A 13,219-nucleotide genomic window follows, 5' to 3' on the forward strand; every position below is an offset into this window, starting at 1 on the left:
GTGCGCGTTTACAGGAAAGGGTGGCGTCGGTGGAGTCGTTTGGGCGGGAGCTGCTGGGGCCGGTTATTCGTGCGCATCCGCGGGCGACGGTGACGCACATTGCGGATCTTCCTGCGCGTGCTGGCGTGACCGCGCCTTGGCCCGAATGGGTGCCGGGCTGGCTGAAAGAAGTGCTGGTAGATCGCGAAATTGAGAACCTGTGGACTCATCAGGCGACAACCGCGAACCTTGCCCGCGAGGGCGTGCACTGCGTCGTCGCGACGGGCACGGCGTCGGGTAAATCGCTCGGCTACCTGCTGCCCGTGCTCACAGAACTGTCCGCCACCCCCGCGGCCACCGCGCTGTACCTCTCCCCGACCAAGGCGCTGGGCGCCGATCAGCTGGACACTGCACGCGCGATGGCACCGGCGTCACTGAGTTCGCTGATTTCGCTTTACGACGGCGACACCCCACAAGACGCCCGGCGCGCCATCCGCGACCACGCCCGTTGGGTGTTTACCAACCCCGATATGCTGCATGTTTCGGTGCTCGGCAACCATGTTCGGTGGACGCGGATGCTGCGCAACCTGCGCTATATCGTCGTCGACGAATGCCATGCCTATCGAGGCGTGTTCGGCGCCAACGTCTCTCAGATTCTGCGTCGCCTCCTGCGGCTATCCCGCGAGTACGGCGCCTCGCCGACCGTGATTTTTGCCTCTGCGACGACCAACGACCCCGCTGACCAGGCTCGTCGCCTCATCGGCGAGCCTGTCGAGGCCATCACCGAAGACGGCGCCCCGGTCGGCGAGCGAACGATCGCCCTGTGGGAACCCGGCCTGCTCCCCGACCTCCAAGGCGAGAACGGTGCCCCCGTGCGCCGCCCCGCCCCGACCGAGGCCGCGGATATCATGGCCGACCTGCTTGTCGAGGGCGCCCGCACCCTGACCTTCACCCGTTCGCGAAGCAGTGCTGAGAAGGTAGCGCTCGGCGTGCGTGAGCGCCTGGAGAAGCGCCGCCGCAGCGATATCGCTGAGCGCATCGAGTCTTACCGCGCCGGCTACCTGGCCGAAGAACGCCGCGACATCGAGCGCATGCTCGATGACGGCACTCTGCTAGGTGTGGCCACCACCAATGCATTGGAGCTGGGCATTGACGTCGGTGGCCTTGACGCGGTGGTGCAGGCCGGTTTCCCGGGCACGGTCGCTTCGTTCTGGCAGCAGGCCGGCCGCGCGGGTCGTCGTGGTCAGGGCGCACTGGTGGTGTTGGTGGCTCGCGATGACCCCATGGACACGTACTTGGTCCACAACCCGTCCGCACTGCTGGGCAGGCCGGTGGAAAAGACCGTCTTCGATCCCCGCAACCCACATGTGGTGTGGTCACATCTCTACTGCGCGGCTGTGGAGAAACCCGTAACCACCAGTCAGCTTCAAGCGTGGGGAACCATGCCCGTAGCCGAAGACATGGTGTCCGCAGGCTGGTTGCGCAAGCGCACCTGGGAAGGACAAGAGCCCGTCTACTACCCGACCGACCGCGATGAGGGACCGCGCATTGCCACTGCCCACGATGCCGTGAACGTCCGTGGCGGCGATGGTCAGGAAGTGGCTATCGTCGACCAGACCGATGGTCGCCTGCTTGGCACCATCGATCTTGGCCGTGCGATGCAGCAGGTCCACGACGGTGCCGTCTACTTGCACCGCGGTGAGTCCTACCTTGTCGACCAGCTGGACTTCGACAGCCTCGTCGCCCTAGTCCACCCCGAGCAGCCACGCTATTCCACCAGCTCGCGCATGGACACCACCATCCGCATCCTCGATGTTGACGATATGCGCCACTACCAGGGCTTACAGGTCGCCTCCTGCCAGGTCGAGGTCTTTCACCAGGTCACCTCCTATCTTCGCCGCCTGGATACCGGCGAGATTCTCGACAGTGTTGAACTTGACTACCCTCCGCAGCGTTTGGTCACGCGCGCCGTGGCCTACACAATGCCCGAGTCCACCCTGCGCTCGTGGGGCGTGGGCTCCGACATCGCGCCGGGGGCTCTCCACGCAGCCGAGCACGCGGCTATCGGCATACTGCCGTTGATTGCCACCTGCGACCGCTGGGACATCGGCGGTGTTTCCACGGTCATGCACGCCGATACCCAGCAGCCCACCGTTTTTGTGTACGACGGGCACCCTGGTGGTGCGGGGTTTGCCGACCGTGGCTACGAGGCCTTCGCTCAGTGGATTCGCGCAACCCGCGATGCCGTCGCCGCCTGCGAGTGCGAATCCGGCTGCCCATCGTGCATCCAGTCGCCCAAGTGCGGCAATGGCAACGATCCGCTGGACAAGGCCGGCGCAATCAAGGTGCTCAGTGGGGTGTCGCGCGCGCTTAACGACGGCCAGTAGCAGCATCCTCCACCGCTACCGGCCCTGCTCTGGACGTGGCTTTTCTCTCCTTTCGTTGGACGCTGACCTGCACGTCCTCCCCATCAATCTCGCAGGTCACAAGGCGTGCGTGGTTAGCTTTTGCAATTGACCCCGCAGCTTTGCAGGCGTCGTCGCTCTCTTGCGCTGCCACGGCGCCGGCCACCGCGGCCAGGTCCGCTGCTACCGCTGCCTGCCGAGCCTGCACCACCCTCATCCCGGCTGTAACTCCAACCAAAGTCAGAACGACGAAAGCGGCGATGAACAGTGCGGCTGCGACTGTGGTGGAACCTTCTTCTTCGCGGAGAAGGCGGGCTGTCACGTTTCTCATGACGATGCCGCTCTTTCCCGCAGTGCGACCGCGCGTGCTTCCAGCGAAAATGGCCCCGCTGAGCGCCGAATGGTCACGCGCACGGTACCGGAGGTTTCCGATATCGCGACCTGCCCATCCGCGTCTGCGCGAAGCTCGGCTACTGTCTCCGCATCGCCCCGCGCCTCAGCCCGTGCGATGGCTCCGGCCGCGTCGGTAAGCCCTAGGTACATTGCGATTGTGACCAGCCCGGACAGAGCCGTGACCATGACCGTGACCAGCGCCGCGAGACCGAAAGCGGTTTCTACCGTCGTTTGGCCTTCGTCGCCGACGCACAGGCGATGAAGCGTAGAGCGGATGCGGCTAGACATCGGTGTTGAGCGCCCTTTCGATGATGTCGGTGAGCGCCTGGGTGATATCGCCGCCGGTCACGACGGTGTAGAGCAGGGCTCCGAAAGCGGCGGCAGCGATCGTTCCGAGAGCATATTCCACGGTTGACATGCCGTTTTCCTCAGTTGCCAGAGCGTGCAGACGCTTGTGCAAATACGAGCGCAGCTGGGACTGCGCAGCGGTCAGCGGATTGGTTGGACGGTTGGAGTTTTGAGTGGTCATGAGTGTTTCCCCCTATGTGGATGTCGAGTGACAGGTCAGTTGTGAGGTGTGGTGCGCATTGGCGCGCGCCGATCCGCGTTGACGCATGTTGGATTGCGGCGCGGCAGGCGGACCACGCGCACAACCGAAGCCACAGCTGAGAGCGCAACCAGCACTGCATCCGGCGCGTGCCAGCGCGCGAGGCTGGGCGCAGAAGTGTCCACGCTTCATGACGGCATCAGTCCTGCAAACATTTCGTCGGCAAGCCCAGCGATGGTGGGCACCAAACCCAGCACCACAAACGCGGGTAGAAAGCACAACGCCAGCGGCCCGGCAATGAGGACACCAGCCTTTTCGGCGACGGCTTGCGCCGCATCGTGCGCTTGACTGCGGTACATGGCAGCGGTGTCCTCCAACGCCTGCGCCAGAACGGTGCCGGATTCGCTTGCGCGGCGCCCAGCCGTCGCCAGAGGCACGAGCGCGGGTGTGGCAGCAAGGCTGTCCCAAGCTGAGTGCGCGCCCACGGACAACCTGGCGGAGCACTGTCGAAGTGGCTCGGCCAGCTCAGGGTTTGCACCATCGGCAGCTGCTGCCATGGCCTGCGACAACGGCATACCGGAGCTCAAACAAGCGCCAATGATGTCCAGTGCCGCTGCGGCATCGAGCAGCACAGCCGGGCTGATGCGCTCACCGCCAATGACAGTTCGCACACGTTCCCGCACCTGTGCGGCAATCTGCGCCACCCGATTGGTCACCTGTCGACGTAGACCTCCTCGCACACGAGCATCCGACTCGGCTACCAATTCGGGCAGTCGGCTGCGGACGGGATTGAACGTCGGCAAGCAGAGGTAGACGGCGATGAGAAGTGCGGCGGCGATCACTGTCCGGCCTCCGCGCGATCGATGATGGCAACCGCCCATTCGATGCCCGCGCACACCAGCCCGACACCGATGACCAGCACAATTCCTCCGATGCCGCGACTGAGGAACTCGAATGGGGAAGCCCCGAACGCTTGCCCCATGACCAAACCGAACACCGGCAGTGATGCCAAAATGGCAATCGTCATGCGTGGTCCCGCCAGCGCGGCAGACGTCTGTGATCGATGCGCCTGACGAGCCTGCAAATCACCCCGCGCGCAGTCCAGCAACCCAGCCAAACTCAGACCGTGTTGCTGCGCCACCGTCCACATACGCCCAATCCGACGCAGTTGCTCCGAAGACTCTTCGCTCTCCCACGGGTCGGCGAAGTTCGCGCGATGCGCCGCGTGCGCGAGATGGTCAGCCAACACAGTCTCATCCCCTGACCTGCGCAATTCCGCTGCTGCCGCGTTGAGCGCTCTTGATGCCGCCGCTCCTGCGCGCAGCTGCGCGGTCAAGGTTTCCAGCGCTACCGCAGCGCTGTCCGCTTCCCGACGTTCACAGCGCCTCTCCCTCACAGCGCGCACTACTGCCCCTGCGGTGCGGCCCAACAATAGCCCGGCTACAACACCTGGAATCCCGGCGAGCCACAACAACACGAGCGCCGGGCCTGCAGCGATGATGATTGATAGTCCTGCAGTTCTATTCGCACTGCCAGTGCTTACTGCACTCGACCCCGTGGAACCAGCACCAAGTCCAACCATGCGCTGCAACCACTTCAGCCCGCTGAACACCTCGCGGGCACGGCCTGCCAGTGCTCGCGAGCGCACCGCCGCCGAGCTGTCCGGCCAGATAGCGACTGCCGCAGCCGCTCCCCCAATGAGCATCGCCGCGCTAAACCCTTCCCCCATAGCTGTTAATCTCCCCGTCTAATCCCCTGACTTTTCCTCTAGTCATTCCATCGGGTATTCCACCGGTTATTCCCCGCCGACCAGCAACTTCTGCAACGCTTCCCAACCCGGCCCAGGCCCATCCCGAGCAGTCCAGACCTCCACCACCTCCGGTGGGTTACCGCGTAGCAGCCCGATCTGTGCCAGCCTGCGAACATCAGCGCGTTCGACCACCAACACCACCTGCACCGCCGAGACCAACTGCGCATGCAGCCCGGCGCGACCAAGGCCACCGATCAGCCCCAGGGCCTCAAAGCGCGCGACGACATCCCCGATGCGGTTGGCGTGAATTGTTCCCGCCCCACCGCGATGCCCCGTGTTCAACGCTGCCAGCAGATCCACCACTTCGGCGCCTCGAATCTCCCCGACGACAATGCGGTCGGGACGCATGCGCAGCGCCTGCTTCAGCAACTCCTGCTGCCCAATCGCACCGGCACCCTCCAGGTTGGCGGCCCTGGTCACCAGCTTCACCACATGCGGATGCTGAGGTTGCAACTCCGGAGTGTCCTCGATACACACAATGCGCTGGTCAGGATTAACTTCTGAGAGCATCGCCGCCAATAGCGTGGTCTTTCCCGCACCCGTGCCTCCGGCAACAATAAATGACAGCTGTCCCGCCACGATTCCCCGGAGCACCGGCAGAATCTCTGGTGGAAATAGCCCGACATCGCATAGCTCCGCAAGTCCGCGACGAGCCGGACGCAGCACCCGCAGGCTAATCTGAGTGCCGGTCGCCGACGGTGGTGAAAGCACCGCATGAACTCGCACACCACAGCCGCCGACACCGCCAGGAATATGGCCGTCGGCCCAGGGTTGCGCGTCGTCAAGCCTTCGTCCACACCGCGAAGCGAGCCGCACCGCATACGCGCGCACCTCGCCCTCGTCCGCGAAGGAAATCTCGGCGCGCTCCAGTCCGTTGCCGGCGTCGACCCAGACCTCGCCCGGCGCGGTGACCAGCACATCGCTGACACCCGGGCGTCGCAACAGCGCATCCAACACACCCGCGCCCACCGTTTCCTCGCGAATCGTGCGCAGAATCTCCAGCACCTTCACATCGGAGACAACCCCCGAGGTCTCTGCGCGAATGATGTCGGCGACCTCGCTATGCGATGCCACCCCAGGCCGCTCCGCAAGCGCCGTCCGCACCGCCGCCAACAGCCTGACGTCATCCATCGCCACCACCGCCGACAAGGGCAAACATCGCTTCCAATCCCCGCGTCAGCTTGCCGACGGCCCCAGCGAGCCCGCCCACATCTATCTCGTGAGCTACCTTCTTGCAGTACTCAATCTCACCAACAATAGGCAGGTCGAGAGCGTATTCCACCTCTTCGACACTGATATCGCGGTACTGCTGGTACCTCACTGCAAGATTTGGGGTGAACCCCGCTTGTGCACAGATGCTCGCCAAGGGGCCAGCGGCTGCGATGGCTCGAACGGAGGTGGGCAGGACTATGACGGTGTCATCGGCAAGCGCGCCGAGAGTGGTGACGTACTCCACCTGCTTCGGGCAGTCCACGATGACCGTAATTCCGGCATGAATAAGGCAACTAATGGTGCTGGCAATGTGCCGGACATCGTCGGGCCTGTCGATTCTGTCGGTTCTGTCGGCGCTGTCGAATTTGTTGTTCGCAGAGGCGTGGTTGTAAGTCGTCTCGGGCGTGCGACTGCGAGTCCACGTCAACACTTTCAGAGCGGGTGATCGTGGGCAGGATGGCAGTGCTTCGTAGAGTGCCGCCCCGTCGAGACGGCCATCAGCAGCCGAGAAGTCCTGCCACCTCAGTCCCGGTTCCGTTTCCATCCCGAGCACCAGATCAATGCCTCCCGCGAGCACGTCCGCGTCCACCAAACAGATGGGCCTTTCGCGGGAAAGAACCAATGCACTTGCTGCCGCCGCGATGGAAGCACCGGCACCGCCGACCGCAGGAACCAACATCAGGCACGTTGCCGTGGCATCGGTTGTAGTTGCCGGCACGTTCGGTACGGGTTCTGTACCTGGCGCTGTAATCACGTCTGCGAAGGCAGGTGACGCTGGGTTCTGATGGTGGTTCAGGTGGTTCGAGCGGTTTTGGCAATCGGAGGGCTTCGGAGCATCCGGGCGTACGTCGCCACGGCCGAGCAGCTCGACAATATCGACGTTGTCCGCGGGCAAACTGGCGCTGTAAACAGGAGCTAAAACCTCCGCTACCTGCGCATCTTCCGCCTCAGTATCACTGCGGACCAGAAAGATCGCTCCCTCACTATGAGGCCGTCCGGCTAATCTTCGGGCTGCCGGTGCATCGACGAACACCGCTGGTGCCCGACGCCACAGGGCCGATGAAACTCCCGCTCCTGTCGATACTGACGATGGGGAAGGCTCTGGGGCTGATGATGATAGTGATGCTGGCGGCGAAGCAAATGTTTGTGCGGCCACTGACGCTGCAGCCACAGGTGGCACGGTCTCCTGCACACAGTCACGACCGGTAGCAGCGACTATGAGCGCAACCTCTTCACGCAGCGCTTCATCATCGACGGCGTTGACTACTGGATTTGTTGGAGCCTCGGTTCGCTGAGCCATGGACAGTTTCTTGATCGCCATGGCCATAGCGTGCACTACAGGGCGGATTCAATGATGCCCACAAGGGGCCAAAACCTCGCTGTCTGTGGATAATTTTCAGACTGTGGATAACTGCAGAACGCCACGTCGCCTTTGCCTTATGCCACTGCGTGGCATGACTACTGCGCGGCCTAGCCAATGCAAGTTAGTGACTGCGTTTATGACAAAAATGGCACGAAAAATGGCTTGAAAGTGTCATAAACTCATTCAGTTTCACATTTGCAGCCCGCAATTTTTACTACATAACCCTCAACATTGGGCAAAAAGGGGCGACGCCCCGCGCCGGGGGGGGGATTGGCGCGAGGCGTCTTTAACCGGCTCGGGGGGGGGGGATTGAGCCGGGGCGGCCTCGCAGTCTGTTTCTAAAAAGAACAAGAAGGGGCCAGCCACGTCCAAGTATTACATATCCCGAGGAATCTGCAAATACCTTTCAAAGGATTTAATGCCCAATATGTTCGATGTCACGTCTCCTCGATTAATCGCGCCCAAAACTGCCACGCCCCAATCGCCCCAGTCCCCCACCCAGCAGTTAAACACTCATAATGCTCTCCCCGGGTCCGACATCCATGGGTAAGCTCGGAGTCTATGAACACCGGCGAGAACAAGGCTTCAACAACGCCGCAGCCGCGCGCTTCTACGGACACGAGTAGCTCTAAAGATACCCAAATCGCTGCAGGCCTCCACGCCACCGCTGGCTCTCGCGTCGCTGCGTTCTTTGACCTGGATAAAACCATTATTGCCAAGAGCTCGGCATATGCGTTCAACAAGCAATTCCTCGAGCGCGGCATCATTTCGCCGACGGACATGCTGCAAATGGCGCTCAGCCATGCCCTGTACATGTCGCAGGGGCACGATGAGGCGCAAATGGAGGCCACCCGCGAGCAGTTTTCCGCCCTTATCGCTGGTCACAGCGCAAGGGAGCTGCGCCAGGTCGCCATCGAAACCCTAGAGCAGAACATCACTCCGTACATCTACGCCGAGGCCTTGGAGCTCATTCGTGAACACCGCGCACAGGGGCATCAGGTGTTCATTATCTCGGCATCGGCTCGACAGATTGTTGAGCCCATTGCGCAGGCGCTCGGTGTCTACAACGTGGTGGCCACCGAGCTGGAGGTCCGCGATGGGCTCTTCACGGGTGAAACGGAGTTCTTCTGCCGAGGCGAAAACAAGGCCGTGCAGATGCGTCGGATAGCGGAAAAGCGCCAGTTCGACCTGGCCGAATGCTTCGCATACTCGGATTCCATCACTGATGAGCCCATGCTGTCTGCAGTCGGCCATCCCGTCGTGGTCAATCCCGATCGCGCCCTGCGCAAGATTGCGACGGAGCGTGAGTGGCCTGTGCGCCAATTCCGGAATCCCGTCCCGCTGTTTCGCGCGCCGTCGAAACGCAATGCTGCAATTCTTGCCGGCGTCACACTGGCGCTTGGCGCGGGTGCGACGCTGTTGGCACTGCGCAAAAACGACGACGAGTCAAAGGCCGACTAACTCACCATCCAGCAGCCGGCCTGCCTACACCGCTTCGGCGATACCGCGTGCTTCCACGGCACCGGCCTTCAGCCCCTCCAGGTGCAGGAGAATCCACGCACGCAGGCCATCAGCGCTTCCCGACGCAAACCCCTCTGCGGCCTCGAAATACTCCTGGCGGTGGCGGGTCCAGTAGACCTCGGGCACGGCCAAGCCACGCGGATCCAGGCCGGTTGCGACAGTCGTCAGTCGCGAGGCGGCGCGGGCGATGATGCCGTTGTGGTACTCGAAGGGGCGCAGAGTCAGCAGCTCACCGTGCACAATCGCCGAGAGCACACCAGCATGGATCTGGCTGCGGCCAGTGATGAAGTCACCGAGCACGTGCAGACGCTGCTCCTTCATCGCGGATGAGAGCTTGTCGTCACCGACCGGACGGCCGGCCTTCATCCGCGGCTCGGAACCGTCTTCAGTTTCACCTGCGGGCGATGCGTTCAGCGCAAACTTGGCCAGCACCTGCTGCGGAGCGCGCTGCCACACGCGAGTGGTCTCACCAATTGACTCCGGGGAAATGGTGTCGGCAACCCGCAGGGCTGCTGCGAGCACGGGGTCGGTGATATTGCCGTCGTCGGGAAGCGATGGCTCGCCGCCTTCTAGCCACGCCGATGCCCGAGCGCCACGCAGGACCGACTCGGAGCCGGTGACGTTGTGCTTGCGCAGGTTGGCCTTGTGCCTATGGACGGACTGGATGGCCTTGGCCGCAACATCAGCCGCGTGCGCAACGCCGTCGAGTTGCCACAGGGGCGCGAGGGGGTCCTTGGGGTCAAGCTGCGGAATAGCAGCGGCGGGAGCACTGTCAGCGCCACCGGCACCCGATTCAGATGCCTTCGCCTGCGCTGCCTCACGCTCTGCGCGCTTCTTCGCCGACACGGAGGACACACCCAGGCTCATGCCAGCTAGGCCACCCTTTCCGACACCGGCGCCATTGCCGTCACCATTGCCAGCACCGGCACCAACTCCATCGGCTCCACGCACGTTCTCAGGCTGATTGTTCATATCCCACACCCTAATTCTTCACCGCTAAGTAAGTGACAAACTTATATAGAAATGGTCAAAGATGAGAAAAACTTCAACGAGTTCTTGGCTTTTTCGCCCTTATGGCGCGCCCTACCCACAATCAGAGGTAGTATGGCAGTTTGTAACTGCAGTTTTAAAGTTTCAAACCATCTTTTCCAACCATCTGCGTAGGAGGAAGTACACGTGAGCAACGACGATACGAAGGGTCTCTTTACCGACGGCACCGAACCGCGTGTTACCGCTATCCCGCTGAGTGATGTGGATAGCAACGCATCGGGTGATGCTAGCGTCGGCCAGCTCGTGTCTAATGCTTCTTCGCAGATTTCCGCTCTGGTTCGCTCTGAAATTGAGCTGGCCAAGGCCGAAATTGCTGGCGAGGCTAAGAAGGGCGCAGTTGGCGGTGGCTTCTTCGCGGTTGCCGGCGTCGTCGCGCTGTACTCCTCGTTCTTCTTTTTCTTCTTCCTCGGCTGGCTGCTGGATGTTTGGCTGCCAACCTGGGCTGCCTTCCTCATCGTTTTCGTTCTGATGCTGGTCATCGCTGGTGTGGCAGCACTGCTGGGTCTGAAGAAGGTCAAGTCGATCCGCAAGCCGGAGAAGACCATCGAGTCGATGCAGGAGCTGAAGGGGGTCGTGCCGTCGGGGTCGGCGAAGAAGTCTTCGCAGTCGAACGGTATGTACACCTAAAGGCTTGAAAGAAATTGGGCGGGACTTTGTTGGTCTCGCCCTTTTGTCTTATTCAGTCCCGGTTTAAGCCCTTCGGATAAGGTATTTTCCCCTCATGACCTCCCTCCGCGATTCTCTCACTGGCCCCTGGCGTCATCGTCTCATTCACGTCCGCGGCCAGCGCCTACACATCGCGGAGTGCGGCCGCCCCTCCGATCCGCTCGTGTTGTTTATTCACGGCTCGACTGGCGGTTGGTTTGAATGGCGCGAGGTTTTGCCACTGCTTAACGACGACTCGGGAGACCCCCTCCCCGTGCACGCTGTGGCTATTTCTATGCGTGGCTACGGTCAGTCCGACCGAACACCGCAAGGCTACGATCCGTTTGAGGCGGCCCAGGACATCGCCTCATCGATTCGCTCGTTGGGGCATTCGACCGCGCTGCTGGTCTGTCAGGGGTTCGGCACCTGGGTGGCGTGGACGTTGGCTTCGCGGCAGCCCAATCTTGTCTCCGGAATTATTGGTTGTGGTGCTGCACATCCGAAAGTGTGGCTGAACCAGTTGAAGAGCCCGTGGTCGGAGGACTTCCGCAGTAGCCTGGCTCCTCTGCTGCGCCGTTCGTGGTGGGACTCGCGGCCACGGGTACCGCAGTTGCGTCGCAATAAGTTCAGCACGCAGGCGGCTGAGGCTCGCCAGCAGCGGCTTATTGACCGCATCGTGCGCGAGTCCATGTCCACCACCGGGCAGGGGTTCGCCGAGACCTCCGAGGGAAAACAGACCGCGGAACTCATGGCTGACAGCCTGGCCAGTGGTGCACTCCGCCCTGCACTGGCTCACATGAATTGGTGGACGCGACCGGCTCCGGCCGCTTTCCGCAAGTGGTTGAGTGCGGTGGAGGGCTCGTCGAAAAGCGATGAGCACACGGTGCTGCTCGTCGGCGAGCAGGACACTCGTACCCCACGTGCGCTAGTGGAGCTCAGCTCGAATCACGTGCGCGTTGTGCCGGATTGTGGGCACTTCCTGCCGGCAGAGAAACCTCAGGCTGTGGTGCAGGCAATCAGGGATCACCTGCACTGGTTGCCGGAGGGATCTTAAGGATCGGGCCTTTTAGCCCTCTACCTGCCCCGTTACCTTGAAGTCATCCCCGATAATGGGGATAGTCGCTGGGCTGGGCATGACTTAATCGCCCTGTAGTTTCAATAATCCGGGAGTAGTGCCACCCGGCACCAGGACATTCGATGACAGCTAATAGGGACGCAGCCGGAATCTCCAGGTCTCAATGTAGACGTGGGTGTGCTCCACGAATGCCATGACACCAGCGACTGGCAAATCCACCACGTTTCCCCCTAGGAACCATCCATGTCGCAGGATACTCCCATCGACATTTTCCTTGGCCTAGATGTAGGCAAATCCCAACACCATCGGAGCGCTACCCATTGCGGTTGCCCGCCAACGCGGTTGCCAGGTCGGCTACTCACCAGGCTTGGCCATGCGAAAAGCCACGAATCCCTACCCTGTACAGGCGAAAACCGACAATCGCGACGCCTTCATCATCGCCGATACTGCACGAACAATGCCGCACACCCTGCGGTCGGTTGGTCGAAACAGCGAAGTACTCTCAGCCCTCAAGATGCTATCCGGCTTTGACGATGACATACCTCGTGACTGCACCAGAACCGTCAACCGGCTACGCAGCGTGCTCACCCAAATCTACCCCAGCCTGGAGCGTGTTCTCGCTGACAGCCAACATTAAAGCACTAAAAGCCCAACGCGAAACTATCACCAGCCAGGTCGGGGACATGCTGGAGGATTTTCCTGCCTCCGAGGTCTTGGATCCAGCATGCCGGGAATCGGCATCAAGACCGCAGCGCAGATGCCGCTTTCCATCGGTGATGGATCCCACTTCGCATTCTCTGGTCATCTGACCGCCTATGCAGGAATTGCGCCTGTGACACGAAGATCAGGCTCATCAATGCGAGGTGAGTTCCCATCCAATACAGGAAACAAGCGACTGAAAAATGCTCTGTTCTACTGAAGCGTTTGCTGCCATGCGAAGCCACGAAACGTCCCGAACCTACTACGGGCGCAAAAGAGCAAAAGGCAAACGCCACAATGCGCCCCACTCATGTGCCTATCCAGACGTAGATGTAACGTCATCTACGCCATGCTCAAAACAAGGAATTCTACCGAAACGCACCTACCAAACAATCAGTAGCAGTTTAAGTCGAGCAGCAATCAGTCCCACCAACACCAATTGATGGGCTCAATAAACCGTGCCTAGAACCCATCCCCAAGAGTTTCACCTAAGAACTCCGATTGGGGCTTGACAAAAACA

Annotated in this window: 16 protein-coding genes; 6 read left to right on the forward strand and 10 right to left on the reverse strand. The window is 61.5% G+C overall.

Going from position 1 to position 13,219, the window contains the following annotated elements:
* Window positions 1-29: 29 nt before the first annotated feature.
* Window positions 30-2,366, forward strand: coding sequence for a DEAD/DEAH box helicase (locus QKE19_RS10260; RefSeq protein ID WP_347890970.1), 2,337 nt, complete (start codon window positions 30-32; stop codon window positions 2,364-2,366).
* Here QKE19_RS10260 and QKE19_RS10265 read toward each other — a convergent pair.
* The 8 genes from QKE19_RS10265 to QKE19_RS10300 form a co-directional block, all read right to left on the reverse strand.
* Window positions 2,350-2,715: an Rv3654c family TadE-like protein gene (locus tag QKE19_RS10265; protein ID WP_347890972.1), complete on the reverse strand. Its 366-nt coding sequence runs from the start codon at window positions 2,713-2,715 to the stop codon at window positions 2,350-2,352. The genes QKE19_RS10260 and QKE19_RS10265 overlap by 17 nt on opposite strands.
* A complete protein-coding gene (locus QKE19_RS10270; RefSeq protein ID WP_053092999.1) occupies window positions 2,712-3,065 on the reverse strand; it encodes a TadE family type IV pilus minor pilin in 354 nt (117 codons plus the stop codon). Before QKE19_RS10270 ends, QKE19_RS10265 begins: the two co-directional genes overlap by 4 nt.
* Window positions 3,058-3,306 carry a DUF4244 domain-containing protein gene (locus QKE19_RS10275; RefSeq protein WP_049189400.1) on the reverse strand — a complete coding sequence of 83 codons (249 nt, stop codon included), beginning with the start codon at window positions 3,304-3,306 and terminating at the stop codon, window positions 3,058-3,060. The genes QKE19_RS10270 and QKE19_RS10275 overlap by 8 nt, the downstream gene beginning before the upstream one ends.
* Before the next feature lie 35 nt (window positions 3,307-3,341).
* Window positions 3,342-3,509 (reverse strand): hypothetical protein, encoded by a 168-nt coding sequence (locus tag QKE19_RS10280; RefSeq protein WP_347890974.1) that lies wholly within the window; start codon window positions 3,507-3,509, stop codon window positions 3,342-3,344.
* Window positions 3,510-3,512: 3 nt separating this feature from the next.
* Complete coding sequence (locus QKE19_RS10285) at window positions 3,513-4,166, reverse strand: type II secretion system F family protein (RefSeq protein ID WP_347890976.1); 654 nt, start codon at window positions 4,164-4,166, stop codon at window positions 3,513-3,515.
* The gene (locus QKE19_RS10290; protein ID WP_347890978.1) at window positions 4,163-5,053 is read right to left on the reverse strand and encodes a type II secretion system F family protein; all 891 of its coding nucleotides are present in this window, start codon (window positions 5,051-5,053) and stop codon (window positions 4,163-4,165) included. The genes QKE19_RS10285 and QKE19_RS10290 overlap by 4 nt, the downstream gene beginning before the upstream one ends.
* Before the next feature lie 66 nt (window positions 5,054-5,119).
* Window positions 5,120-6,265 (reverse strand): TadA family conjugal transfer-associated ATPase, encoded by a 1,146-nt coding sequence (locus QKE19_RS10295; protein WP_070642808.1) that lies wholly within the window; start codon window positions 6,263-6,265, stop codon window positions 5,120-5,122.
* The gene (locus QKE19_RS10300) at window positions 6,258-7,667 is read right to left on the reverse strand and encodes a hypothetical protein (protein ID WP_347890980.1); all 1,410 of its coding nucleotides are present in this window, start codon (window positions 7,665-7,667) and stop codon (window positions 6,258-6,260) included. Before QKE19_RS10300 ends, QKE19_RS10295 begins: the two co-directional genes overlap by 8 nt.
* Before the next feature lie 603 nt (window positions 7,668-8,270).
* Between QKE19_RS10300 and QKE19_RS10305 the strand changes: the two genes are divergently transcribed.
* On the forward strand, window positions 8,271-9,170 hold the full coding sequence (locus tag QKE19_RS10305; protein WP_347890981.1) for an HAD family hydrolase: 900 nt from the start codon (window positions 8,271-8,273) through the stop codon (window positions 9,168-9,170).
* A gap of 24 nt (window positions 9,171-9,194) precedes the next feature.
* On the opposite strand, the gene QKE19_RS10310 is transcribed toward QKE19_RS10305, so the two are convergent.
* Window positions 9,195-10,202: a hypothetical protein gene (locus tag QKE19_RS10310; RefSeq protein WP_083326641.1), complete on the reverse strand. Its 1,008-nt coding sequence runs from the start codon at window positions 10,200-10,202 to the stop codon at window positions 9,195-9,197.
* A gap of 204 nt (window positions 10,203-10,406) precedes the next feature.
* On the opposite strand from QKE19_RS10310, the gene QKE19_RS10315 reads away from it, so the two are divergent.
* The 3 genes from QKE19_RS10315 (at window position 10,407) to QKE19_RS10325 (ending at window position 12,637) form a co-directional block, all read left to right on the forward strand.
* Complete coding sequence (locus QKE19_RS10315) at window positions 10,407-10,907, forward strand: phage holin family protein (RefSeq protein WP_016421928.1); 501 nt, start codon at window positions 10,407-10,409, stop codon at window positions 10,905-10,907.
* 94 nt (window positions 10,908-11,001) lie between these two features.
* A complete protein-coding gene (locus QKE19_RS10320; RefSeq protein ID WP_347890982.1) occupies window positions 11,002-11,979 on the forward strand; it encodes an alpha/beta hydrolase in 978 nt (325 codons plus the stop codon).
* A 340-nt stretch (window positions 11,980-12,319) separates the two neighbouring features.
* On the forward strand, window positions 12,320-12,637 hold the full coding sequence (locus QKE19_RS10325) for an IS110 family transposase (protein WP_244262038.1): 318 nt from the start codon (window positions 12,320-12,322) through the stop codon (window positions 12,635-12,637).
* Here QKE19_RS10325 and QKE19_RS10330 read toward each other — a convergent pair.
* Complete coding sequence (locus tag QKE19_RS10330) at window positions 12,572-12,805, reverse strand: hypothetical protein (protein ID WP_244262040.1); 234 nt, start codon at window positions 12,803-12,805, stop codon at window positions 12,572-12,574. The genes QKE19_RS10325 and QKE19_RS10330 overlap by 66 nt on opposite strands.
* On the opposite strand from QKE19_RS10330, the gene QKE19_RS10335 reads away from it, so the two are divergent.
* Window positions 12,758-12,919 (forward strand): transposase, encoded by a 162-nt coding sequence (locus QKE19_RS10335; protein ID WP_244262039.1) that lies wholly within the window; start codon window positions 12,758-12,760, stop codon window positions 12,917-12,919. The two genes, QKE19_RS10330 and QKE19_RS10335, sit on opposite strands and share 48 nt — an antisense overlap.
* Window positions 12,920-13,219: the final 300 nt, after the last annotated feature.

Source organism: Corynebacterium sp. c8Ua_99, assembly GCF_039907185.1.
In the GTDB taxonomy this organism is placed as follows: Bacteria; Actinomycetota; Actinomycetes; order Mycobacteriales; family Mycobacteriaceae; genus Corynebacterium; species Corynebacterium jeikeium_D.

What these genes read in the sequence shown, in the direction of transcription:
- QKE19_RS10310 (WP_083326641.1), bottom strand. Translation starts at nt 10,202, where the DNA reads ATGAACAATCAGCCTGAGAACGTGCGTGGAGCCGATGGAGTTGGTGCC.
- QKE19_RS10320 (WP_347890982.1), top strand. Translation starts at nt 11,002, where the DNA reads ATGACCTCCCTCCGCGATTCTCTCACTGGCCCCTGGCGTCATCGTCTC.
- QKE19_RS10265 (WP_347890972.1), bottom strand. Translation starts at nt 2,715, where the DNA reads ATGAGAAACGTGACAGCCCGCCTTCTCCGCGAAGAAGAAGGTTCCACC.
- QKE19_RS10275 (WP_049189400.1), bottom strand. Translation starts at nt 3,306, where the DNA reads ATGACCACTCAAAACTCCAACCGTCCAACCAATCCGCTGACCGCTGCG.
- QKE19_RS10290 (WP_347890978.1), bottom strand. Translation starts at nt 5,053, where the DNA reads ATGGGGGAAGGGTTTAGCGCGGCGATGCTCATTGGGGGAGCGGCTGCG.
- QKE19_RS10300 (WP_347890980.1), bottom strand. Translation starts at nt 7,667, where the DNA reads ATGGCGATCAAGAAACTGTCCATGGCTCAGCGAACCGAGGCTCCAACA.
- QKE19_RS10270 (WP_053092999.1), bottom strand. Translation starts at nt 3,065, where the DNA reads ATGTCTAGCCGCATCCGCTCTACGCTTCATCGCCTGTGCGTCGGCGAC.
- QKE19_RS10295 (WP_070642808.1), bottom strand. Translation starts at nt 6,265, where the DNA reads ATGGATGACGTCAGGCTGTTGGCGGCGGTGCGGACGGCGCTTGCGGAG.
- QKE19_RS10335 (WP_244262039.1), top strand. Translation starts at nt 12,758, where the DNA reads ATGCCGCTTTCCATCGGTGATGGATCCCACTTCGCATTCTCTGGTCAT.
- QKE19_RS10330 (WP_244262040.1), bottom strand. Translation starts at nt 12,805, where the DNA reads ATGACCAGAGAATGCGAAGTGGGATCCATCACCGATGGAAAGCGGCAT.
- QKE19_RS10305 (WP_347890981.1), top strand. Translation starts at nt 8,271, where the DNA reads ATGAACACCGGCGAGAACAAGGCTTCAACAACGCCGCAGCCGCGCGCT.